This is a genomic window from Paenibacillus sp. FSL H7-0716, assembly GCF_038002705.1.
GTDB lineage: Bacteria > Bacillota > Bacilli > Paenibacillales > Paenibacillaceae > Paenibacillus_AQ > Paenibacillus_AQ odorifer.
In genome coordinates, this window is sequence record NZ_JBBODA010000005.1 from 1 (window position 1) to 24,251 (window position 24,251).

The 24,251-nt window shown below is 45.0% G+C and carries 19 protein-coding genes and 1 pseudogene; 15 read left to right on the forward strand and 5 right to left on the reverse strand.

The window, feature by feature from the left end:
• From MHH60_RS08210 to MHH60_RS08235, 6 genes are all read left to right on the forward strand, one after another.
• On the forward strand, positions 1 to 2,930 hold a 2,930-nt coding region (locus tag MHH60_RS08210; protein WP_341161128.1), incomplete at its 5' end, for a CARDB domain-containing protein.
• Between the two features lie 148 nt (positions 2,931 to 3,078).
• Positions 3,079 to 3,999: a cysteine synthase A gene (gene cysK / locus MHH60_RS08215; RefSeq protein WP_076138757.1), complete on the forward strand. Its 921-nt coding sequence runs from the start codon at positions 3,079 to 3,081 to the stop codon at positions 3,997 to 3,999.
• Positions 4,000 to 4,019: 20 nt separating this feature from the next.
• Entirely contained in the window at positions 4,020 to 4,913 is an 894-nt protein-coding gene (locus tag MHH60_RS08220; RefSeq protein ID WP_076138756.1) for a hypothetical protein, read from the forward strand.
• A 241-nt stretch (positions 4,914 to 5,154) separates the two neighbouring features.
• Positions 5,155 to 5,973, forward strand: coding sequence for a sensor histidine kinase (locus tag MHH60_RS08225; protein ID WP_076138755.1), 819 nt, complete (start codon positions 5,155 to 5,157; stop codon positions 5,971 to 5,973).
• Positions 5,970 to 6,629 (forward strand): response regulator, encoded by a 660-nt coding sequence (locus MHH60_RS08230; protein ID WP_076138754.1) that lies wholly within the window; start codon positions 5,970 to 5,972, stop codon positions 6,627 to 6,629. Before MHH60_RS08225 ends, MHH60_RS08230 begins: the two co-directional genes overlap by 4 nt.
• 63 nt (positions 6,630 to 6,692) lie before the next feature.
• Positions 6,693 to 7,334: a DUF1775 domain-containing protein gene (locus MHH60_RS08235; RefSeq protein ID WP_076138753.1), complete on the forward strand. Its 642-nt coding sequence runs from the start codon at positions 6,693 to 6,695 to the stop codon at positions 7,332 to 7,334.
• A 112-nt stretch (positions 7,335 to 7,446) separates the two neighbouring features.
• Here the strand turns inward: MHH60_RS08235 and MHH60_RS08240 are convergent, their stop codons facing one another.
• From MHH60_RS08240 to MHH60_RS08250, 3 genes are read right to left on the reverse strand one after another with little or no spacing between them, the layout of a single operon-like run.
• Entirely contained in the window at positions 7,447 to 9,357 is a 1,911-nt protein-coding gene (locus tag MHH60_RS08240; protein ID WP_076138752.1) for a CotH kinase family protein, read from the reverse strand.
• A gap of 29 nt (positions 9,358 to 9,386) precedes the next feature.
• A complete protein-coding gene (locus tag MHH60_RS08245; protein WP_036683492.1) occupies positions 9,387 to 10,115 on the reverse strand; it encodes a DUF4956 domain-containing protein in 729 nt (242 codons plus the stop codon).
• Between the two features lie 2 nt (positions 10,116 to 10,117).
• Complete coding sequence (locus MHH60_RS08250) at positions 10,118 to 10,831, reverse strand: polyphosphate polymerase domain-containing protein (protein WP_036683495.1); 714 nt, start codon at positions 10,829 to 10,831, stop codon at positions 10,118 to 10,120.
• A 226-nt stretch (positions 10,832 to 11,057) separates the two neighbouring features.
• Between MHH60_RS08250 and MHH60_RS08255 the strand changes: the two genes are divergently transcribed.
• The 4 genes and pseudogenes from MHH60_RS08255 (at position 11,058) to MHH60_RS08270 (ending at position 17,535) form a co-directional block, all read left to right on the forward strand.
• A complete protein-coding gene (locus MHH60_RS08255) occupies positions 11,058 to 12,299 on the forward strand; it encodes a purple acid phosphatase family protein (RefSeq protein ID WP_076138751.1) in 1,242 nt (413 codons plus the stop codon).
• Positions 12,300 to 12,516: 217 nt separating this feature from the next.
• Positions 12,517 to 13,275 carry a DUF6612 family protein gene (locus MHH60_RS08260; RefSeq protein ID WP_076138750.1) on the forward strand — a complete coding sequence of 253 codons (759 nt, stop codon included), beginning with the start codon at positions 12,517 to 12,519 and terminating at the stop codon, positions 13,273 to 13,275.
• A gap of 351 nt (positions 13,276 to 13,626) precedes the next feature.
• Positions 13,627 to 16,779 (forward strand): annotated as a pseudogene (locus tag MHH60_RS08265) (X2-like carbohydrate binding domain-containing protein); the annotation flags it as partial.
• The gene (locus MHH60_RS08270) at positions 16,753 to 17,535 is read left to right on the forward strand and encodes a X2-like carbohydrate binding domain-containing protein (protein WP_341041866.1); all 783 of its coding nucleotides are present in this window, start codon (positions 16,753 to 16,755) and stop codon (positions 17,533 to 17,535) included. The pseudogene MHH60_RS08265 and the gene MHH60_RS08270, both read left to right, overlap by 27 nt.
• A gap of 609 nt (positions 17,536 to 18,144) precedes the next feature.
• On the opposite strand, the gene MHH60_RS08275 is transcribed toward MHH60_RS08270, so the two are convergent.
• A complete protein-coding gene (locus MHH60_RS08275; RefSeq protein WP_076135946.1) occupies positions 18,145 to 18,885 on the reverse strand; it encodes an SDR family NAD(P)-dependent oxidoreductase in 741 nt (246 codons plus the stop codon).
• Between the two features lie 130 nt (positions 18,886 to 19,015).
• Here MHH60_RS08275 and MHH60_RS08280 point away from each other — a divergent pair, with 130 nt between their 5' ends.
• Positions 19,016 to 19,909, forward strand: coding sequence for a LysR family transcriptional regulator (locus MHH60_RS08280; protein WP_036685873.1), 894 nt, complete (start codon positions 19,016 to 19,018; stop codon positions 19,907 to 19,909).
• A 388-nt stretch (positions 19,910 to 20,297) separates the two neighbouring features.
• The gene (locus MHH60_RS08285; protein ID WP_076135948.1) at positions 20,298 to 21,008 is read left to right on the forward strand and encodes an SAM-dependent methyltransferase; all 711 of its coding nucleotides are present in this window, start codon (positions 20,298 to 20,300) and stop codon (positions 21,006 to 21,008) included.
• Between the two features lie 75 nt (positions 21,009 to 21,083).
• Here MHH60_RS08285 and MHH60_RS08290 read toward each other — a convergent pair whose 3' ends face one another.
• Positions 21,084 to 22,298 (reverse strand): MFS transporter, encoded by a 1,215-nt coding sequence (locus MHH60_RS08290; RefSeq protein WP_036686510.1) that lies wholly within the window; start codon positions 22,296 to 22,298, stop codon positions 21,084 to 21,086.
• A 173-nt stretch (positions 22,299 to 22,471) separates the two neighbouring features.
• Between MHH60_RS08290 and MHH60_RS08295 the strand changes: the two genes are divergently transcribed.
• Genes MHH60_RS08295 through MHH60_RS08305 form a run of 3 tightly spaced genes read left to right on the forward strand, consistent with a single transcriptional unit; the run spans position 22,472 to position 24,138 of the window.
• On the forward strand, positions 22,472 to 22,633 hold the full coding sequence (locus MHH60_RS08295; RefSeq protein WP_162636717.1) for a hypothetical protein: 162 nt from the start codon (positions 22,472 to 22,474) through the stop codon (positions 22,631 to 22,633).
• Entirely contained in the window at positions 22,630 to 23,592 is a 963-nt protein-coding gene (locus MHH60_RS08300; protein WP_076135949.1) for a phosphotransferase enzyme family protein, read from the forward strand. The genes MHH60_RS08295 and MHH60_RS08300 overlap by 4 nt, the downstream gene beginning before the upstream one ends.
• 60 nt (positions 23,593 to 23,652) lie before the next feature.
• Positions 23,653 to 24,138, forward strand: coding sequence for a DUF3888 domain-containing protein (locus tag MHH60_RS08305; protein WP_256715141.1), 486 nt, complete (start codon positions 23,653 to 23,655; stop codon positions 24,136 to 24,138).
• Positions 24,139 to 24,251 lie beyond the last annotated feature (113 nt).

The window sequence follows — 24,251 nt, forward strand, 5'->3', positions numbered from 1 at the left end:
CTACCTCAACTCCAACGGTAACACCAACACCGACCCCGACGGTAACTCCTACGCCAACACCGACAGTAACACCTACACCAACTCCAACGGTAACACCGACCCCGACACCAACAGTTACACCAACGCCTGGGGCGGGTTCCAATCTGGCTTTGAACAAAAGCATCAACGCTTCCTCTTCCGTCTTTACCTTTGTTCCTGCAAATGCGAATGACGGTGATGTAACTACTTACTGGGAAGGAGCAGGAGGAAGTTATCCCAATACATTATCTGTAAACCTGGGTAGTAATGCCGATATTACATCCATTGTCCTCAAACTGAATCCATCATCGGCCTGGTCCACACGTACTCAGACTATTCAAGTGCTTGGGCATAATCAGAATACAACAGCCTTTACTAGTCTTGTGCCAGCAACCGTGTATACTTTTAATCCGGCAACCGGCAATACGGTCACTATTCCGGTAACGGCCACGGCTAGTGAAGTACAGTTGAAGATTACCACCAATACTGGTTCAACCGCTGGACAAATCGCTGAATTCCAAGTGATGGGTGCACCAGCTGCTAATCCGGATTTGGCGATAACCGGTCTTACATGGACACCTTCAGCTCCAGTAGAGACCAATGCCATTACTTTAAATGCAACGGTAAAAAATATTGGAACGTTAGCTTCCACAGCGACTAATGTATTTTTCTACTTGGGCAGCACACTTGTAGGTACTAGCCCAGTGGGCCCGTTAGCGGCTGGCGCATCTACGAACGTCACTTTAAATATGGGCGTAAAGGATGCAGCTACCTATACTTTAACTGCAAAGGTTGACGAGAATAATACGGTTATTGAATTGAACGAAGGCAATAACAGCTTCACTAGTCCAAATTCTCTTATTATTGCTCCCGTATCCAGTTCTGATCTAGTAGCTTCCCCTGTTAGCTGGACACCAAGCAATCCAGCAGGCGGCAATGTGGTCAGCTTCTCGGTGGCAATCAAGAATCAAGGGACGGCAGCATCCGCAGGGGGTGCGCATAACATAACCTTGAAGGTTCTGGATGCTACTACGAATGCTGTACTCCAAACCTTAACTGGAACCTATAACGGCGTGATTGGCAGTGAAGTAACAGCGCCTCCTGTTAGTCTGGGCACTTGGACAGCAGCTAATGGCAAATATACTGTGAAGACCGAAATTGCCGTAGACACAAATGAGCTGCCAGTTAAACAAGCCAACAATATTCAAACACAGTCTCTTTTTGTAGGTCGTGGAGCCAATATGCCTTACGACATGTATGAGGCTGAGGAGGGTGTGATTGGTGGCGGGGCTGTGAAGCTTGCTGCTAATCGGACCATTGGAGATCTTGCGGGTGAGGCTTCAGGCAGAAGAGCAGTCACACTGAATACTACAGGCAGTTATGTAGAATTCACTACTAAGGCTGATACTAATACACTGGTCACCCGCTTCTCGATTCCAGATTCGGCGGGTGGAGACGGTACGAATGCTACACTGAACATCTATGTGAACGGAGTTTATACCAAGGCGATTAATCTGACCTCTAAATATGCATGGCTGTACGGTTCAGAGATAAGTCCCGGCAATTCACCAAGCGCGGGTTCTCCGCGGCATATTTATGATGAAGCTAACATTATGTTCGACAGCACGATTCCGAAAGGTAGTACGATTCGACTGCAAAAGGATGTGGCAAATACCTCGCAGTATGCCATTGATTTCATCAGTCTGGAGCAGGTTTCACCGATTGCCAATCCAGATCCGGCCAAATATACGGTTCCTGCCGGCTTTACACATCAGGATGTGCAAAATGCGCTAGATAAAGTACGCATGGATACGACCGGAAATCTCGTAGGTGTGTATTTGCCAGCTGGTAACTATCAGACCTCCAGTAAATTTCAGGTCTATGGAAAAGCGGTGAAGATCATTGGTGCAGGCCCTTGGTATACGAGATTCTACGCTCCAACGAATCAGGAGAATACGGATATCGGTTTCCGGGCAAGTGATACCGCTAACGGCTCTACTTTTGCGAATTTCGCTTACTTCGGGAACTACACATCACGTATTGATGGTCCGGGTAAAGTATTTGATTTCTCCAATGTGGCAAATATTACGATCGATAACATCTGGACCGAACATCAGGTGTGTATGTACTGGGGAGCTAATACGGATTACATGGTGATCAAAAACTCCCGTATCCGCAACACCTTCGCTGACGGCATCAATATGACGAATGGCAGCACAAATAATCTCGTATCCAATATTGAGGCAAGGGCAACAGGGGATGATAGCTTTGCATTGTTTTCGGCTATTGATTCCGGTGGTGCAGATATGAAGGATAATATTTATGAGAATCTCACTTCAATCTTGACCTGGCGGGCAGCAGGTGTAGCCGTCTATGGCGGATATGCCAATACCTTCCGCAACATTTATATTGCCGACACGCTTTGCTATTCTGGAATTACGATCAGCTCACTTGACTTCGGGTATCCAATGAACGGCTTTGGCGCTTCACCGACAACGAATTTTGAGAATATTTCCATTGTTCGTGCAGGTGGACATTTCTGGGGGGCACAGACCTTCCCGGCAATCTGGGTATTCTCAGCCTCTAAGGTATTCCAAGGCATTCGTGTCAGTGATGTGGATATCATTGATCCAACCTATCATGGCATCATGTTCCAAACTAACTATGTCGGCTCCACGCCGCAATTCCCAGTGACAGATACCATCTTCACGAATGTCACAATTTCCGGTGCGCAAAAGAGTGGAGATGCTTTTGACAGCAAATCCGGAGTGGGCATCTGGGTAAATGAAGCGGCTGAGGCTGGGCAAGGTCCTGCCAGAGGGTCAGCCACCTTTAACAATCTGAAGATTACCAACACGGTAACGAATATTAAAAACAATACGTCTACTTTTACGATTAACGTTAATCCTTAAAAATAAATGTTGCCAGTACTGAACAGCCGTCTCCCGCTTTCGTGGGGGGCGGTTGTTTTCAGGTTGCAGAAACCAAGGGTTCTGAATCGACAGGAGGTGCTGCTCACGTTACAATAATGGAAGGTACAGAAATGAAGGAGGCTCTAAAATGACATCCTTAGTGGTTAACAATATAACAGAGCTGATTGGGAATACACCGGTTGTAAGATTAAATCGGCTGACTAGCCCCCAAGATGCAGAACTATATGTAAAGCTGGAGCTTTTTAATCCAAGTGGCAGTGTAAAAGACCGGGCAGCTTATAATCTAATCCAGCAAGCCGAGCTAGCAGGTTTGCTGAAGCCGGGCGGGACGATCATTGAGCCGACTAGTGGAAATACTGGGATAGGATTAGCGATGAATGCCGCGGCAAAAGGGTATAAAGCGATTCTTGTCATGCCTGATAATATGACCAAGGAACGAATCAATATTCTAAAGGCTTATGGTGCGGATGTTGTGCTAACGCCCGCAGCAGAACGGATGCCGGGAGCTATAGCAAAAGCGATTGAGCTGGGAAAAGAAGTGGAAAACAGTTTTATTCCACAGCAATTCGAGAACAAAGCCAACCCCGATATTCACCGGACAACGACCGCTCTGGAAATCCTGGAGCAAATGGAAGGTAAGCTGGATGTGTTTGTTGCTTCATCAGGAACTGGGGGCACGATAACTGGAACGGGTGAGGTTTTGCGTGAGCATCTACCTGATATCCGGGTTCTTGTGGTTGAGCCGCAAGGCTCGCCCGTATTATCTGGAGGAAAGCCAGGACCACATAAGCTGGTAGGAACGAGTCCGGGCTTCGTACCCGCCATTTTGAATACACAGGTTTACGATGACATCGTTCAGGTTGCGGATGAAGCTGCCTTGGAGACGGTAAGAACGCTGGCTGCAAAAGAAGGAATTCTGCTGGGTCCATCCGGTGGTGCCACTGTATGGGCGGCGTTGCAGGAAGCGCGTCGTCTTGGGGCTGGCAAACGCGTGCTTTGCATTGCACCTGACACAGGGGAACGGTATCTTAGTATGGGAATATTTTAGTTTCGTCTGGAGGAATGGGAATGAATAAGCTCAGTGTGAGTTTTCTTATTGTTCTACTGCTGGCGGGCTGCTCAGGCTCTAACAAGCCAACCCCTTCTCCAAGTGCAGAGCCAGCACCAACGGCAAGCATGCAGCAGCCAGCAGCTTATCTGGAAGCTGAAAAGCTGAAGGCGAATTTTGGTTTTGCAGATGAGTCTGGCAAGAGCATCTTAGTCACCGGGCAGGAAAAAGGGCTGGATGCGCAAATGCAACAATTGAATGAGGCGATCGGCGATCATGGGCAAGTGCTAAAAGTGAAATTGAATAAATGGCAGGAGGGTACGGAGAACAGTAATGGCCGGGAGATGGCTCACAATTTTGTGAATCTGCCAGGGTATCTTTATACGGTTGAAGAGGGAAAAGCGACTCCTGATGAGACCTATTACCTGACGGATCAGACAGAATTTAATACGAATGCGCTAATCTCTGTTAAGCCTACGGAGGTTAAGCAAGCCTCGCTAAATGTTGCAGAAAGTGTGCGGCAGAATATTGTTTCTGCGAAAAATCGTGAAGTAGAGCACATTTGGAAACTTGCTGACCTGTCTGGTGATCGGCAGCTGTATCTCGTTCAATTCATTAGGCAGGATCAGGAGATGTTATTTAGTCTCGTGCTGGAAGACAAGGCGGGGCTTACCTTTATGGATTATCCGGCTGTCATTCAAGGCGATGAATTTTCTGTCTGGAGAGTGGATGATGGTGGGGAAGTCATACCAGAGATGTTCTCTATTCTTTTTGCGGCGGAAACCGCTGAAGGTCCATTACTCGGTATGGAGTGGTGGGGAGCGGAAGGCGTAAATACATTTTTCCTGAAAAAAGAGGGAGATGTTTTTAAAGAAATGGACATTCAATACGGACGATACACATCACCACTATAACTGGGATGCAGATACATCGAAGGGTGTATCTTTTTTTTGCTACAATATAAGAAAGTATAAATTTTCACTATATATTGCTTATAATATTATGAAGGATAGCATTAATTTTTTAAAATACTTAAATTTGTAACAATAAGAACTTTAAATAGCCCGATCGAGTCATGTAGCAGAATTGTGACGGTGATATTGTTAATCATAAGATGTACGGGAGGGAACAGCAACGTATAACCGAATCAAGTACATGATCCTGTTACTGCCAACGCTAATGGTAGGGATCTGGGAGGTCGTGCGCCATCAGTTTCTAATGCCTTATATATCGATGGATCTGGGGAATTATTTGACACCTGTCCTCGTATTTTTGTTCACTCTTGTATTGCTCGTCCCTTTGTTTTCGCTTATGGAGCGGAATCAGCGGGAGCTGGAGCAGGAACGTGCGCTCAAAGAGGCAATGAAAGCCCGGGAAGGGCTAGCTAAGGAACTGCATGATGGGATGGCGCAATCTTTATTTCTTTTATCTGTCAAAATAGATCGTCTGGAAGCAAGCCGCAGGAATGGGGAAGTCAGCGAAGAAAATGTGGATCAGATCAAAAAGACCGTCCACGAGGTGAACCGTTATGTTCGGCAGGCGATCGCCAATCTGAAGGTACCAGTGTCTGAGCAGCACTCTTTTTCATTGGAACAGTCGGTTAAAGATCAGCTTGCTCAAATGGCTAACGAGATTATGATTGAGGTTTTCCTGGATTGGAGTCTACAGGATGAAGCTCTCTCTCCTTCGGAAAAAGCAGAGCTGCTATCTTGTATCCGAGAGGCTACTATTAATGTGCGTAAGCATACAAGAGCGGCGAAGGTTTCTATCACGGGTGCAGGCACTGAGAAAAACTGGAGCGTGGCGATTGTCGACAATGGCGAAGGATTTCAGCATGACCCCTTTGAGGTGAACGGAAGTTACGGCCTTCAGATCATGAAGGAACGTGTCGAAGGAATGGGTTGGAAGCTTCAGGTGATCTCCGGCAATACGGGGACAAATGTGGAAATTACGAAAGGAGGGGGGATTTTATGAGCCGGTACCGGGTTTTGGTTGTGGATGATCATGCGCATGCGCGTGAGGCGATGTGTGAGATTTTGTCCATGGATAATAGTTTTGAAGTCATTGGTGTAGTGCAGAGTGGTCCTGAGGCGATCGCGTTCACGGCCCAGTGGATGCCTGATCTCATTCTTATCGACATTCAGATGCCGGAGATGGACGGGCTGGAGACTACTCGCCGGATCAAGCAGGAATATCCCTATGTCAAAATCGTTATCGTTACGGTATCGGACGAAATTTCCCACCTCCTCGAAGCATTGAAGCAAGGCGCACAGGGGTACTTACTGAAGAATCTGGCACCTTCCACCTGGATTGAATATTTGCAAGCCATTGTGAATGAAGAAGCACCGCTAAGCCGGGAGCTGGCTTTTCAAATCTTGAAAGAGTTTACCGTTCCTTCAGTAACGGACGAAGGAGAGTCATTGACGGCAAGAGAGAAGGAGATTTTAAGCTGTGTGTCTTCCGGATCGACAAATAAAGAGATTGCCATAAGCCTGTCGATTTCGGAGCATACCGTAAAAAACCATCTGAAAAACATCCTTCAAAAGCTTCAACTCCAAAATCGTACGCAGCTGACGCGATATGCTCTGGAGCAGGGGCTTGCTTCACGTAAACGTGATTTTCCGCGGTAAATATGAGGATAGAGATGAAAGTGAATAATGATAAAATTACTTAAAGAAAGAGGCACTCTAACTATGAACAGATTATCTCGCAAAATAATGACACTCTTCGCACCAGCCGCTGCAACACTTCTGTTGTTCGCAGCCGTGGCTAGCGCGCACGTAACCGTGGCACCAGCACAATCCAGTACCGGAGCATGGGAGACTTACACACTTAAAGTTCCTTCAGAAAAAGATGTGGCGACTGTACAAGTGGATCTACGAATCCCGGCAGGTGCCGAGTTTAAGCAATATGAGGCTACACCGGGCTGGGATGTTACCATTGAGGGGAACAAAGTTAGCTGGATAGCTAATGGAGAAGGAATTAAAGCAGGACAATTCCAACGTTTCTATTTCACAGCAAAGAATCCTGATACTGCAGGCGACATTGCTTGGGATGCTTATCAGCATTATGCCGATGGCAGCTTGGTGCAGTGGTCTGGTGAGGCAGGAACAGAAAGTCCGCATTCTATTACTTCGATTGTGCAAGCCTCCGGTGGGAATGAACATTCTCATGGTTCCAGTGACAATGGCATGAGCATGGAAGAACATAATGCCATCATGGAAAGCGAGAACAACTCTAACAGTGTCAACCCAATGGTCTATATCGCATTAGGGATCTCTTTACTAGCCTTTTTAATAGCAACCATAAGTATATTACGCGGGCGGAAAGAGTAAGCGGGAACTAGTTGTGATACAAGAATATAGTGTTTATGCAAGAAGCCTCCGCCAATAAACGACGGAGGCTTCTTGCATGAATTATTTGTTGATGAGGATACTTTTTACTGCTCTACAGCCGTTTGCGTTTGTAGTAGGTTACGAAAGCAGCGGTTAGTATTAGGAGAAGGATGGCGATGCCAGTTGTGATGGCTTCACTCGTGCTGCCTTTTTGCTGCATAGTACCAGCACCACCAAAGTCGCCACCGCCCATACCACCAGGCATACCGCCTCCAAAGCCACCGCCGCCCATGCCGCCACCGCCAGGGCCATTTCCGCCGCCTTCAGGGAAAGCGGGTCCGCCCATAGCACCAGGCTCACCACCCGCACCGCCGTCAAATCCACCTTGAGCAGCTTGGCCGTTAGTGTTGGTTTGTCCACCTTGAGCAGTTTGCCCTGTTTGTGTAGTCTGCCCACCCGCAGCTGCTTGTGAGTTACTGCCAGGACCCTCGCCGGCATTAGGGATAGCCGGCCCGCCCATGGCACCAGGCTCACCACCTGCACTACCCTGAGCAGTCTGTCCACCCGTAGCTGCTTGCCCTTCGGTATTAGGTGCAGCTGCGTTTGCGCCAGTATTACCAGTAGCGCCATCCGCACCTGTGGCCTGCCCTGCACCCGCAGCGCCTTGAGCTGCGCCATTTTTAGCGCCGCCACCAAAGCCACCGCCGCCCATGCCACCACCCATGCCGCCACCACTTCCTGATCCGTCACCGGAGGAAGGAATGGTGCCGTCGAGCTGCTGCTGGATACTTGTGGCCATGTTCGACATGAAGGTCTCAACAGCCTTAATCCCATTTTCATACTGTTCGAAAGTGTAGAAGGCGGATGGATCCGCTTTGACATAGCTGGAAATCATCGTGTTCAGCTCATCAATCCGAGCCTGGAACGTATCGTCCGCTAGATAGCCAGTAATCATCTCATTAACAATTTCATGATATTTCGTTTTGTATTCCTCATTAGCGAGCAGTTTCGCAATCAGCGGGCGTTCTGCCAACGCACCTTGGGTAGGCTCGTCAATTAACACATCTGCGCTTCCCATGCCGCCAAAAGCCATATTATAATCCCACGGCAGAATCGAGAAGACTCCATCGTCTTCATATAAGTAATAATTCTGCTTATTCCCACCTAAATAACTGTCCATATTACCCGTGACCGCATTTAGAGCGATATACTTCAGCGATTCCTCTACGTCGATGTATTTTTCATAATCGGTGCCGTTATTTAGCTCATTCAGCATGTCGACAAGAATATCATCGTTGGACTTATCGGATTTCATTTCTAGTCCAGTATAGAGGGCTGGATCATCGCCCAGCCAAGTCAAATCACTGCCCTGACCGGTCATTACACCTTTATAAAGTGCACCATAAGTGTTGCCGAAATTGCGTTCCAGATAAGCATCACCGATCTGTTCTACTGCAAGATAGAAACCCTTCAGTTCATCGTTTACATACACATTGACGAAGGAATATTTCGGCGTCGGGAGGCCGACACTTTCAGCGAGCTCATAGGTTAGAAATTCACGCATATAAGAAGCATCGCTGTAATTATTATTCAGGTTGATCTTAGTAATGCCGAATAAATTCTGGTTTACATACTGATCAAAAGAAATTTTGAAGCTGTAGCGGTCAGAGTCTGTCATCTGTACTACGCTTCTGAGACTGAGATTTCCTTTGGTCCGTACAGCTACATTATCGTATTTCATACCGTTGTACTCGACGGAAGCCATTTTATATTCCTCAGCACTGGCATTATCCAGCATATCCTGAAAATCGTCCGGGTCCAAGGTGATTTTGACATCCACGACCTTATCTTTTGGAAAGACCTGCTCGTCTAGCTTTTTCTCATCGCTCGAAATGACCTTGTCTTGAGCATCAGACGTTGGATTATTTGTTGCAGACGGACTTGCGTTCTGACACCCGGCTACGGCGATGACCAGCAGCAGGCAGCAAAAACTCAGCAGGATTGACTTACCTCTGGTTTTCATCTGGGGCACCGCCTTTCATCTCGTTGTAATTAAGATACATAGTCACCGCTATAGCTGATCAAGAGTGCATTTTTGACACCTTTTAGGTCAGAGACTGTGTTGACAAAGCCGCCTACTTTATCATCCAGACGAAGCTCCAGCGTCAATTCAATATTGTTTGCGGAGACTGTTTTTTGCTTCACATTGTAACGTTTTACGGATTTGGTGATATGGCTGTGTACTTCACGTTCACTTTCATCACTGTCGCAGTTAATGACCAGCAAGTATGGCGTTTCGATAGAAGAGTGTTTGATGAACAGGAACAAAATGAGGCCGATAATGATCGAACCGATAATAGCCAAGGTGAAAAATCCAGCTCCAGTTACAATCCCTGCTACAGCTGCCCAGAACAAGAAGATCAGATCAGTTGGATCTTTGATTGGTGTTCTGAAACGAACGATGGACAATGCGCCGACCATACCGAGGGACAGCACAAGGTTAGAGTTAATCGCAATAATGACAGTAGCTGTAATCATGGTCATGCCCATAAGTGAGACGTTAAAGCTTTTGGAATATAAAACACCGCTAAAGACACGTTTGTAGAGCAGGTAAATGAAGTATCCGATCAGAAAAGCTACGCCCAAGGTAATCAGCATCTTGGAGATACTAATATCAGATACAAAATTGTCGATCACCGAGTTTTTAATAATGTCTGAAAAATTATTTGTAGTATCTGTAGTCGTTGTTGTAGCTGCTAGCGGTGCTAGTGATGCATTCATAATCAATAATCCTCCCAAGTGTTAGTTTTTAAGAATTTGCGGCAGATCACGTATTTCGAAGCGGACTGCCTATTCAGTCCCTCCAGCTGCAACGCGATTTTAATGTACTCCGGAATATACTCATCGAATTTTACTTCAAAAATTATGAAGTTCTCATCAATTGCCCGAATCGGATGCAAATCCTTATCGAAAATATCCGTAGAATGCAGGCCCGTACGTAATTCTTTATCGAACGTTATTCGCACATTGCCGTTGTGGCAAACATAAGGCTCGCGAACATAATCCACGATGACCTTGGGTCGCAGCAGGTTATGGCGCATCTGATCGTATAACTCCATGAACAGCGGACTGTCCGGGACGTTCAGTACTTCGTAGTTGCCCGCCATAATCTCGTCGTACATTTGCCGGGTAAGCGGTTCTTTGATTTTGGCGATATAATCGTCCATTTTAATTTTTTTCTCAAAGTGAATGATGTTGTCTTGGATGTTGTAAATGCGAATCCGGTATTTGGCCCGCTCTCTGAGACCGCCAAGCTTGTCTGCAAGTGCCGTGTTGTTGATATCGTCAAAATACAAACTCCGAATGTGGTATTCTCCACTCTCATTAGCGTGTTGATCTTTATCAATCAAGCTTTGCAATCGCTGGCGTAATATAAGGTATTGATGATAGTTAATGAAAAATTTAAGTTCATGCCGGAATTGAAGCTTCTTATTCATTTTCACACCTCGTTTCTCTCTCTATCTCTGGCTAACCTTCCTGCTTGACTAATTCTAGGAGACAGACCTTATGCTTAACTTAAAATAGACTGAATGTTTGCTGAATGTTTTACACTGCGTTAACAAAAGTCTGTATAAAGAATCGTGTGCAGATTTGACTTCTGACTTTGCAGGGGGCTATCTTATTTAGAAGGCTAGAGAGAAATTTTCATAAGGAGGTACTGTGATGAGAGACTATAAATTTGCCATAATCCTAGGAGTGCTTGTGATTGTGGTTATTTTAGTGGCTTATGGGTTGGAACGATCGAAAAGCGGAAGTGATGCAAATTCACCAGCACCGTATGATCTCGTGACTACCTTTAAGGGAGCCGCGAGCACAAGCCGCGCGTTTACTTGGTATACAAGTGATTCTAGTGCAGCAGGCATTCTGGAGATTGTAAAGGGACAGGTGTCCTCTTTTGCAAATACGGATGTACAAAGGGTAGAAGCGAAAAGTAGTTCCATCAAAACAGACAATGGCACCAAAGGTGTACATAAAGTGGAAGCTACGGGTCTTGAACCCGGGACGTTATATACTTATAGAGTGGGTAGTGGCGTTGAAGGGGAATGGAGTCCGGCAGCGGAATTTACAACGGAAGAAGATGGACTGGACAGTGTGTCTTTTATCAACGTGACGGATTCTCAAGGGGAAACGGCAGAGGATTTTAAGCTGTGGGGGAATACACTGGACAAGGCTTTTCAGACATTTCCTGAAGCCAAATTTATTGTGCATAATGGGGATTTGACGGAGGATCCGGAGGATTCGGCAGGCTGGGATGATTTTTTTGGCAATGTGCAGGGCTGGATTTCAGGGATTCCGTTAATGCCGGTAACAGGCAATCATGATGAGGTGGATGAGGATGCAACGTATTATAATTCACACTTCAACCTGCCGGATAATGGGGCGAAGGGTTCAATTGCAGGTACCTCGTATTCCTTCGATTATGGACCTGTGCATGTAACGGTACTAAATACAGAGAGCAATCTAAAAAAGCAAACGGAATGGCTGAAGGAAGATCTGAAGAACACAGACAAGAAATGGAAAATCGTTGCGATGCACCGTCCGGCTTACGGGGGGAACTCCTATAAGAAAGTTGAAGATTGGACGGATATTTTTGATACGTATCAGGTTGACTTAGTGCTGCAGGGTCATAATCATGAATATTCCAGATCCTACCCGTTACTTGGCGGAAAAAAAGTTCCAGAAGGTGAGATTTCCAAAGATGCTAAACGAGGGACAGTCTACGTTGTGACCAACGCTTCTGGAGGGAAATTTAACGAGAAAAAAGAAGATCAGTTCTATCACGCAGTGCATTTTCAGAACAATAAGCAAATGTTTGCCGGCATTAACGTTACCGGGGATACATTAACCTATCAGGCCTATGATGTGGATGGAAAGCTGCTGGATGAGTTAGTATTGACACATTGAGCTAATGGAATTGGTAATATTACTAAAATACCTTCTCTGCTGTAAAGGCGGGGAGGTATTTTTTTGATTTGCATCAAAGCACCAAACCCGGCGCAACTGTACACCTTAAGACGCTTTTTCACATGTCTACCTTTTCCGTCATATAAGCTGTTAGCTTTATAATGATAAAATAGATTTAGTTATATTTGGATTTCATTTGAAGTGAAGGGGAAGTAATATGTTTATCAGAAAAGCGGTTTTTATCGGTATCATTTGTATGTTAGGTTTGACAGGTTGTGCAACGAACACTAAATCGGGTGCTGAAGGAGAGGGAGATAAGCGTGCAGAGGAGCTGCTCAGCATGTCTCGGAGTGAACTGGCTAAGCAGGAGAGCTACACTATAGAAATGGAGCAACAAGAAGAAACATCAAGCAAATCGGAAAAAAGTGAAGATAAACATTGGTCGAGCGCTGTCTCATTTCATGTCGACTATGTTAGAAATCCTTATACCGTATATCTAAAATCGGAGACTGCGGAAGGGAAGGAACGAGAAGAGTACATATCGGATACTGAATATCATACAAAGGTAATGGATGATTTATTTATCAAGCAAGACGATTATATTCCAGTGAAAGAAAAACAAATTGTACAAAGATTTATTGATCCGTACGATTATATAGACACATACCAGATAGATTCTCAGGAGATCGTTGTTACTGAAGAGGAACAAGAATACATACTTTCGATGGAGATATCGTCTAATGATGCGAGTAAGGAAACACTCAAATTGATGAAACAGAATTTAACAGACAATATTAAACTAAGATATACGCTGAATAAAACTACACATTTGCCGCAAAAAGTGGAAGCGGAAATATTCACTTCATTGAGATCAGAAAACTTAGATTCAGAATCAGTGCTCACGTTGCAAACAAATATCAGCCATTTTAATGGTATAAAAGAGATTGTTATGCCTGCAGATACTAGTGAAGAATAGTTATATTAGAAAGCCTCTGGGATTTATTCCGGAGGTTTTCTTTATCAACAGAATTATTTTTGATCAAAATTTAGTGAAATTGTATCCTGAAGTGTGAAAATGGTACGATTTTTAGAGACAATCTTCTGCAAAATATAACCATTTTCTCTCGATAATGAAAAACCTTACCATTATAATGAAAGCGTTATCAGAAAATGGATTCTAAGTTCAGAAGGTATGGATTAAGGGGGAGGGAGGAGCAGGGATATAGAGTAAGAAGATGGCATAAACAAACCAATTATATCGTAGGAGGCGTAAAACGTGATTCGTAACCGTATCCGAAAAACAGGACTTTTGGTCCTGCTTGGCGCGATGGTAGGCTCTTTATTCTCTGCATTCCCAGCTACTACCCATGCAGCCTCAAGTGAACCTTACACCTGGAAAAGCGTTGTAACGGGAGCTGGCGGGGGCTTTGTACCCGGAATTATTTTTAATCAAACTGAACCGAATCTGATTTATGCCAGAACAGATATTGGCGGTGCCTATCGCTGGAATCAAGCTACATCCAGTTGGGTCTCAATTAGTGACTCGGTAGGCTGGGTAGATTGGAACAAGAATGGCGTAGATGCTCTGGCTACAGACCCAATTGATCCTAATAAAGTCTATATGGCAACGGGTACGTATACTAATCATTGGGATAATAATGGCCAGATTATGCGCTCTAATGACCGGGGGAACACCTGGCAAACTACTCCACTGCCTTTTAAAGTAGGTGGCAATATGCCGGGCCGTTCCGCTGGTGAACGCCTAGTCATCGACCCCAATAAGAACAACATTCTCTACTTTGGAGCTAGAAGTGGTAATGGCCTCTGGAAAAGTATTGACTCAGGTGTAACTTGGTCAAAGGTAACCTCTTTTCCAAACGTTGGAACGTATATTCAGAATCCAACACTTGATTATGGGAATGATCTTGTCGGATTGTCTTGGATCACTTTTGATAAGAGTACAGGTACACTTGGCAACGCAACTCAAACGATATATGTCGGTGTAGCTGATACGGCAAGCAGTGTATATCGGAGTACAGATGGTGGAGTAACCTGGACAGCTCTGGCTGGACAACCTACGGGGTTCTTGCCACATCACGGCGAGCTGTCATCCACAGGCGATCTCTATATTACTTATAGTAATGGTGTAGGACCGTATGATGGTAGTAAGGGTGAAGTATGGAAATACAACAAAACTAGTGGGGCTTGGACCAATATCAGTCCTACGACGGGTACAGATAATTGGTACGGCTTTGGTGGATTGGCGCTGGATGCTCAGCACCCTAACACATTGATGGTATCCAGCTTAAACGCTTGGTGGCCTGATGAAGTCATTTTCCGCAGTACCAACGGTGGCGCTACTTGGAGTCGCATTTGGGATTGGGGCAATTATCCAGAACGGACTTATAAGTTCAACATGGATATCACCGCCGCTCCATGGCTCGATCATGGAACCACTTCAACATCCCTGGATCCTTCACCGAAGTTAGGCTGGATGATGGGTGATTTGGAAATTGATCCATTTAACTCGAATCGAATGATGTACGGCACTGGAGCAACAATTTATGGCTCGAACAATTTGACCTCATGGGATACCGGTGGCAAGGTAAATATCTCTGTCATGGCAAAAGGTGTGGAGGAAACTGCAGTGCTGGGGCTAATTAGCCCGCCAACGGGAACCTCTCATTTGATCACTGCACTTGGTGACGTTTCCGGTTTCCGTCATGAGGATTTGTCGGTAGCGCCGACTAAATTCCAGACCAGTCCTTCATGGGCAACGACGATGAGTATTGACTATGCTGAACTGAGTCCGTCCTATATGGTGCGGGTAGGCAGTGCAGATAAAGAAAAAACGCCAAGTATGAAGTCCATTGGTATCTCTAACGATGGTGGAGTGAACTGGTACATGCCAAACTCCGAGCCTTCCAATGGAACCAAAACAACGGTGGGCCATGGACAAGTAGCTGTCTCTGCAAGTGGTAATTCCATTCTGTGGAGCACCTCAGATATCGGGGTGTATTATTCCAAAACCTCAGGCAATTCTTGGACAGCAAGTGCAGGATTACCGGCAGGCGCGAAGATAGCGTCTGATCGCGTGAATCCTAACAAATACTATGGATTTTATGCAGGAACCTTCTATGTAAGTGTGGATGGTGGAGCTACATTTACTGCCACCGCAGCTTCGGGCTTCCCGACCAATAATGTAGCTGGATTACAGCCGAATGAAGCCCAAATCAGTATGAAGGCAGTTCCAGGTATTGAAGGTGACATTTGGTTCGCCGGAGGGAATACGGTTGAGAATAAATATGGTCTATGGCACTCTACTAATTCAGGTGCGAGCTTCACGAAGTTAACGAATGTAGAAGAAGCTGATCTTATTGGTTATGGTAAGGCTGCTCCGGGCCAAACTTATATGGCATTGTATACCGTAGCTAAGATTGATGGTGTACGGGGCGTATTCCGTTCCGATGATGTTGGCGCAACTTGGGTTCGTATTAATGACGATGCTCACCAATACGCTAAGATCAATATGGCGATTACTGGGGATCCAAGAATCTATGGACGTGTATATCTCGGTACGAATGGCCGAGGCACCTTGTATGCTGATCCTGTAAATCCACCAGCTACAGGCTCGACCATTACGCCAATAACTGCAAGTTTTGATAAGAAAACCGCAAATCAAGCAGACGTCGCCGTAACTATGACGCTGAACGGAAATACACTGAGCACGATCAAGAACGGAACGGCAACCCTTGTAGCCGGAACGGATTATACGGTAAGCGGATCAACAGTGACGATTAAAAAAGCGTATTTAGCGACACAAGCGGTAGGAACGACAGCGCTGACGTTCAGCTTTAGCGCTGGAGCCACACAATCCCTGGCGGTAGCGGTAACAGATACTACAACACCAGTATCTAACTCCACGATAACGCCAACAAGCGCGGGCTTTGATAAGAAAACAGCGAATCAGGCAGACGTCGCAGTAACTATGACATTGAACGGAAATACACTGAGCACGATCAAGAACGGAACGGCAACCCTTGTAGCCGGAACGGATTATACGGTAAGCGGATCAACAGTGACAATTAAAAAAACGTATTTAGCGACGCAAGCGGTAGGAACGACAACGCTGACGTTCAGCTTTAGCGCTGGAGCCACACAATCCTTGGCGGTAGCGGTAACAGATACTACAACACCAGTATCTAACTCCACGATAACGCCAACAAGCGCGGGCTTTGATAAGAAAACCGCAAATCAAGCAGACGTCGCCGTAACTATGACGCTGAACGGAAATACACTGAGCACGATCAAGAACGGAACGGCAACCCTCGTAGCCGGAACGGATTATACGGTAAGCGGATCAACAGTGACGATTAAAAAAGCGTATTTAGCGACACAAGCGGTAGGAACGACAGCGCTGACGTTCAGCTTTAGCGCTGGAGCCACACAATCCTTGGCGGTAGCGGTAACAGATACTACAACACCAGTATCTAACTCCACGATAACGCCAACAAACGCGGGATTTGATAAGAAAACAGCAAATCAAGCGGACGTCGCAGTAACTATGACGTTGAACGGAAATACACTGAGCACGATCAAGAACGGAACGGCAACCCTCGTAACCGGAACGGATTATACGGTAAGTGGATCAACAGTCACTCTCAAGAAGGAGTATCTGGCAACTCAAGCCGTAGGAACGACAACGCTGACCTTTGAGTTTAGTGCCGGAGCCGCACAATCCTTGGTTGTCACTATCTCAGATACGTCAGTAGCTCCTACAGCAGCACTGAAAGTGCAGATGTATAACGGTACAGTGACTGCTTCCGGAAATACGCTAAATCCAAAGTTCAAGCTGGTGAACACAAGTACAAGTGCTGTTGCACTTTCTGATGTGAAATTAAGATATTATTACACAATTGACGGAGAGAAGGCACAAAGCTTCTTTTGCGATTGGTCACAGGCTGGAAGCGCGAATGTAACGGGCACGTTTGTGAAGCTGCCAACGGCTAAAGCTGATGCGGATTATTATCTGGAGCTTGGATTCTCGAGTGCAGCAGGTTCACTTGCTGCGGGTGCGAGCATCGATATCCAAGTGCGAGTAGCTAAAGAGGATTGGTCAAATTACACTCAAACCGGAGATTACTCCTTTAATGCGGTTGATACCAATTTTGTAGACTGGACAAAAGCGCCAGCCTACATCTCGGGTAATCTGATCTGGGGGAGTGAACCTAATTAAGAATCTTCACCAATAGTTATGCTGAAAAGGCTGTCCTAAAAGTAGAAAATTCTACTTTGGGGCAGCTTCTTACTTTAACCCTCAGGCTATAGGTGGTATGTTCTATGTGCTATATGCTATAGGCTATAGGCTATGTACTACGCGTTCTATGAGGCATGTGGGATACGCTATGTGCTACGTTCTATGAGTCATGCGATATGTGGTGATATGTCGGATGGCTACGTTCTATGAATCATGTGGTATGTGGTATGTGCTATGAGGAGGCGTGGGTATACGTTATGTGGTATGTCAGATGCATTTATGGTTCGTGCGGTGTGGGCTAGAGAGTAATTAGGGAAAACCTCCCTGAAAATAGCCGGTATTTGCTTTAAATCAACGAAATCAGGGAATTCCTCCCTAAAAATCAGGCGAATTCGTTTTTTTTCAGTAAATTAGCTAATAATTAGGGAGGATTTCCCTAATTATTGGTTGGATGACCAGAAAACTCAGAATTTTAGGGAGAAATTCCCCAATTATTTTTTCAACGCTTCACTTCCTCCTGTACGGTACGCAAAAACCAGCTAATGATACTTAAAAGTAGTTCTGACATACCATTAGCTGTTTTAGCTGTTACAATGTTTGTCCGCTATCTATGGTAATGATCTGTCCAGTCATTGCTTCCTGTTCTAGCGCAGCGCAGACGAACTGGGCGATATTCTCCGCGGTTGAAATATGCTGAAGCAGCAGATTAGGGGCTAGTTTGTGCATCTGTTCTTCTCGTCCAGCCCACCATCTAGTAGCAACGGCTCCCGGCGCTACACAGTTAACTCTAATATGGGGAGCCAGCGCGTGTGCCAGCGATTTGGTAAGACCGTGGACAGCCGCTTTGGAGACGGCATATGGGAGGGATGAGCCTAAGCCTGTCTGTCCAGCGATGCTGCCGAGATTGAGGATGGCTCCTGAATTTTTTTGAATCATATACGGTGCAACCGCTCTGGCGCAGAAAAACATTCCTTTCACATTTACATCATATAACTCATCCCATACTTCCTCTGTTACCTTTTCCAGATCTCCGAGAGCAATATGTTTAGTTATACTGGCGTTATTCACTAACAGGTCTATTGTCCCGAAATGTTGAATAATCGAATGGATCATACTTTGCACTTCCTGATCTTTAGACACATTCGCTTGTATTGCTATAGCCTGCCCCCCTTGATTCAGAATCGTCTTTACGGTCTCAATGGCTTCATCCTCAGATCTAGAATAGTTCACTACGACGTGGGCTCCACGTTTGGATAGCTCCAAGCTTACAGCTTTGCCTATTCCAGTCCCTCCACCAGTTACTAATGCGACTTTATTGTTGAGATCCACCCTCAGTCACTCCTTATGTGGCGAATATTGTTGTTATAAAGTATTCTATAGAGAAAAGTTGATTTCGTATAATTGAATATAATGAAGGTTTGGTTCAATTTATTTGAATTGAATAGGGAAGGATACTAAGATGGATCTAAAAACAATAAAAACCTTTCAAACGATCGTAACTTCCGGAAGCTTTAATCGCGCAGCAGAAGAATTGAACTATGCCCAATCTACAGTTACTATGCAGATGCAAAGGCTTGAATCCGATCTGGGATGTCAATTGCTTGAGCGGGGTAAGCAGATTAGCTTAACAGAAGCAGGCAGATTGTTTTATGAAGAGAGCTTACATATCGTTAAAGATATGGAACGACTAGAGAGCCGTTTGGCTGATTTAAAAATAGGAGAAGCTGGCAACGTGCGATTAGGAGTAACGGACCCGACGGCGAGCTATCGTTTGCCGCAGCTTTTAAGTAGGTTTATGGTGCAATTTCCTAAAGTGAAGGTCTCCGTGGATATTGCGGGAACCGCCGCACTTAGTGAACTACTCCTGAGTGGTGAAATTGATTTGGCAGTGTGTTCGGCACCAGAGCTCGGTAAGGAGCTTTATTTTGAACCGTTATTTGCGGAGGAATTCTTGTTACTTTTGCCAGAAGAGCATCCGCTAGCATCCAAGGAACATATCACCCCAGAGGATCTACAGAGTCATCGCTTACTGATTACGGCAGCGAATTGTCCTTATCGCAAAAAATTAGAAAGTGTGCTGCAGGAATCAGGCGGGCCGCCACTAGATACAATGGAGATTGGGAGTATGACAGCGCTGAAATATTTTGTGGGAAGTGGTTTAGGCGTGGCACTTGTTCCTGAGATTGTGCTGAATCCAGCCCCAGCAGGAACTATAGTACGGAAGCTGGAGGGGAAGGTTATTGATATGACCTGTGGGATCCTATGTAAACTTTCAGATTATCCGCTCAAGCTAGCGAGCTCCAGATTGTATCATTTTTTAAAACAAGAACTAACCGTGACAAGGATATTTTGAATTTTAAACGAATTGTTAAGAAATAGAAAAAATAGAAAGGGCGGTGTTTGATGTTTTTTAGGAGGAAATTCAGTTTCTGGCTTTCGATTATAAGTATCATCATCTGTCTGAGTGACTATCTGGGGGTGGGGATCGCGAATATTATTCTTGTCCGTTTGAACCCTATTATAGATACACTGATCTTTACAGAACCTTTTGAAAGCTTCATGGTTGATGTAAATAATCCGAGATGGGAAACCAATAGTGCGTTAATCAGCGTCAGATTCCCAACTTATATTATTCATTTTGGAACGTTTTTGATTTTGGGTATTCTAATGGATTACCTGATTCGTATAATAAAACAGAAGTAGAAGTGTAGATGAGCATAGAAGAGGAAAGGTGAGCTGAGATGAGCGGAGCAAAGGGAAAACTTGATTTGGAGAGAATTGTTTTTATTGGCAGGACCTATGAGGAATATATACGTATGTTTGATTTGCTGGAATCAGATCTTATCGGCCAGAGAATTCTGGATTGTCCTGCGGGTGCTTGCTCTTTTACAGCAATAGCGAATCAGTTGGGTGGTGAAGTAACGGCTGCTGATATTGCTTACTATTACTCTGAAGATGAGCTGGCAGTCAAAGGGGTTCTAGATATTGCACATGCGATGTCCGGAATGGAAAAAGTACAGGATAATTTCGTTTGGAACTACTTTAAATCAATCGAGGGACTGACCGAAGCGAGAAACGCAGCTTTAACCGCCAGCACTAAGGATCGAAAACAAACCCCGGAGCATTATGTTCCTGTGGTACTTCCGGATCTGCCTTTTGCGGATGAAGCATTTGATCTGACATTATCTGCTCACTTTCTATTTATGTACAGCGATCGGCTGGACTATGAATTCCATCTAGAGACTGTTAAGGAACTCATGCGGGTGACGAGAGGCGAGCTTCGAATCTTTCCACTAGTCGATCTTTCTTGCAAAAGGTATGAGCATTTAGACCGCCTTATTGATGATTTGGTAAGACAAGGATTTACTACAGAGGATCTAGAGGTTCCTTATGAATTTCAAAAAGGTGCAAAGCAGATGTTGAAGATTAGAAGAGCAGAATTGTTCCTCTGAAATATAAAACGAGGGTGCCTCAAGCCATGATGACTTTGGGAGCGCCCTCGTTTTTTGTATAAATATCTATAAAGCTTACGCTACACTTTCTTTCCGTTCTGCTACAAAACAAGCTATGCCTAATACCAGACCAAGGCCCACTAGAACCGCACCGACCCAAGGAAGCGAAGTGATCGCTAGATGAGAAATAACCCAACCACCAATAAAGGCACCCGCTGCGTTACCGAGATTCCCGGCGGAGTGGCTGGTCGTTGAAGCAAGTGCAGGGGCTGCCTGAGCCAGACTCATAATCCGTATTTGCAGACCCGGCATGACCGCAAAGGACACCATACCCCAGAAAAATATTGTGATTACCGCAGCTATTGGGCTATGCATCGTGAAGGAAAAGATCGTTAGAATCATACTGACTGCAAAATAAAGTCCCACGATAGAAGGCATCAGCTTCCAATCCGCAAGCTTTCCGCCAACGATGTTCCCGATGGTCACCCCACAGCCGAATAAGACTAGAATCCAAGTCACACTATGTTCAGCAAAACCAGTCACTTCTTCAAGCAGTGGAGTAATATATGTGAACACGGTGAACAAGCTGGCGTTCCCTAACGCCCCGATCAATAAGAATAGCAGCAGCTTTGGATTAGCCAGAGCAGCAATCTGCTGGATAACACTCGCTGGTTTCTCTTGTTTAAGCTTTGGAATAAAAATGAGGATGCCGATCAGCGCGGCGACTCCCATGACAGCAATCGCTGCAAATGAGGCCCGCCAGCCCATACTTTGTCCAATAAATGTTCCTAGAGGAACTCCGACAATATTGGCTATCGTTAAACCTGCCATCATAATAGATACGGCTCCGGCCCGCTTATTGGGTTGTACAAGATTGGATGCAATGACTGCGCCAACCCCAAAAAAAGTACCATGAGTTAAAGCTGTAATTATACGAGCTACCATGAGAACGGTATAGTTGGGTGCAAACACAGAGATTCCGTTGCCCAGTATAAAAAGAATCATGAGAAGGCATAACAGTTTCTTTTGCGGAATGCGCTGCGTGAGAATGGTCAGGATGGGTGCGCCAACGGCCACTCCAAGTGCGTACATTGTAATGAGTTGGCCAGCAGTCGAAATACTAACCTGTAAATCGTTGGCGACATTTGGTAAAATACCCATAATAACAAATTCAGTCATACCAATCGCAAAAGCGCCTACCGTAAGAGAAAGTATAGAGATGGGAAAAGGCTCTTTCCCTGCTCGTTCTTTGCGTGTTTGTGCCTTGTTGAGGTTTGGAATTGCGTTCATGATGCCGATGTTCAACCTTTCTTCTGCCTGTAATGAAGCTCCACCTTGGTTAAGATGATAGATCCGACATGTAAGTATTGCTTTTCTATTATTTAGTTTTCTGAAAATATTTTCAAGATAAATATTTTTTCAGATATTTTTCATTTTATAGATCATTGAAGGGATGGTTATTTATGAATGATGATGGCCAAGTCCAAGTGCTTGAATTGCCGGAAATGAAGAGAGACTTTAATAGCAGTTTGCAGAGTAATGATCATGGATTGGATATAGAAATTTATCAATTTACGAACCCTTCCTGGCCCGGTGAGGCTGAAGTGTTCCTTCCTTTGCGATGAGAAAAAATTATAAGCAGGCAGCTTTAATAGCGCTTCAGAACTTTGACCTGGATTGGACGCAGATTCGTTTTAACCAGCTATCGGATAACTGTACCTTTGTAATCGAAACTAATAAAGAGGGAACTTTTTTACTGCGCCTTCATTCGGGGAGATCTAAAGAGGAAATTAACTCCGAAATCGCGTGGCTGGAGCTTTTAAGGAGCAAAATTGATGTCCCCCTGCCAAAAGGTGTTCATGATCGCACGGGTACTGTAACGTTCAAAGTGGAACAGGGAAATGGAGAAGGCGTGTATGCCTCTTTAATGCGCTGGGTTGAAGGGGAACATGCGAATGAAAATCTTACCGAAGAACAAATTTACAAAGAAGGTGTTCTATTAGCCAAGCTACATAAGGCGGCACAGGAGCTGGAGTTACCCCCTGGCTTTAATCGTCCTGTTTGGGATGAACATAGCTTTCGAAAAGCAATGCTTCGTTTAAAGCTGCATTATCATTGTTTTCTTACGGATGAAGAGTTTGTGCTGTATCAGTCGGCAGCTGAGAAGTTATACAATTGGTTAAGCAAGCAGCATAAAAATAAGAATAGAAGGTCTTATGGCGTTATCCATGGAGATTTACATCAAGGCAATATCATATTTAAAGAGGGTGAGCCTCGGCCGATTGATTTTGGAAGATGTGGTTGGGGGTATTATCTTTATGACGTGGCACATACCCTTCTTGGACTGTATCCATTGCAAAGAGAAGGGGTCATTAAGGGGTACGAAAGTATCGCCAAGCTTGATGGGGAGTGGGTTCAGACTTTAGAGAATTTTACGGTCATGGTTATGATCGAAAATTATTGCCATCACGCATCCGATCCTAGGGAAACCCAGGGTCTAAAAGCAGAACAGCCCTATGCGTTAGCGATCCTGAGAAATTATCTTAAGGGAGCACCCTTTCTTTTTGACAGGGTTGAGATTTAACGTATAGAAATAGGGTCTCTTTGGGGAATTTATATAAAGTTCCCTAAGGAGGCTATTGTGATGAAAAAAAGCTGGATTGCTCCCCTTCTTGTCGCAGTGATGCTCGTTCTGACGCCACAACCTTGCTCCGCAAATAGGTTAATTCAACCTCAATCTGTAACACCTTCCAGGTCTGATTCGGGACTTCAACTGCCAGATCAAGATTCTCGCGAACTTAAGTTTCAAGACATGCTGATGTTATTTCTATTACCCCATATTGAGAAAAAAATTGCGGATATTTATTCGCCGCTTCTGCGAGAATCGCCAATGGTTTATCCTTACTTTGTGGATGTGACTGAGGTGAAGCGGCTCAATGGTTTCCGTGGGTTTGATTTCTTGATTACACTTAACGTATATCCTACAGTAGGTCCACATATTTCAGTTGGAGAAGATACCATGACTTTTAGGATCTCTCCTGGTCCTAAGGTGAAGCTTGAATCGTTCAAGCATCTAAAAGACCCCAAAAAGTCAGACTTCCCACCAAATTATCAGAACATCCTGAGATAGTGTAGTTTCGGTAAGGCGGGTGGAAGAGTAGATGTTAATAAGTGCCACACGTTGAGCTATGAGGCGAGCTATTTTTACATGAGTAGGGAGTTCTGCGGTAAAGGTAATGGGAG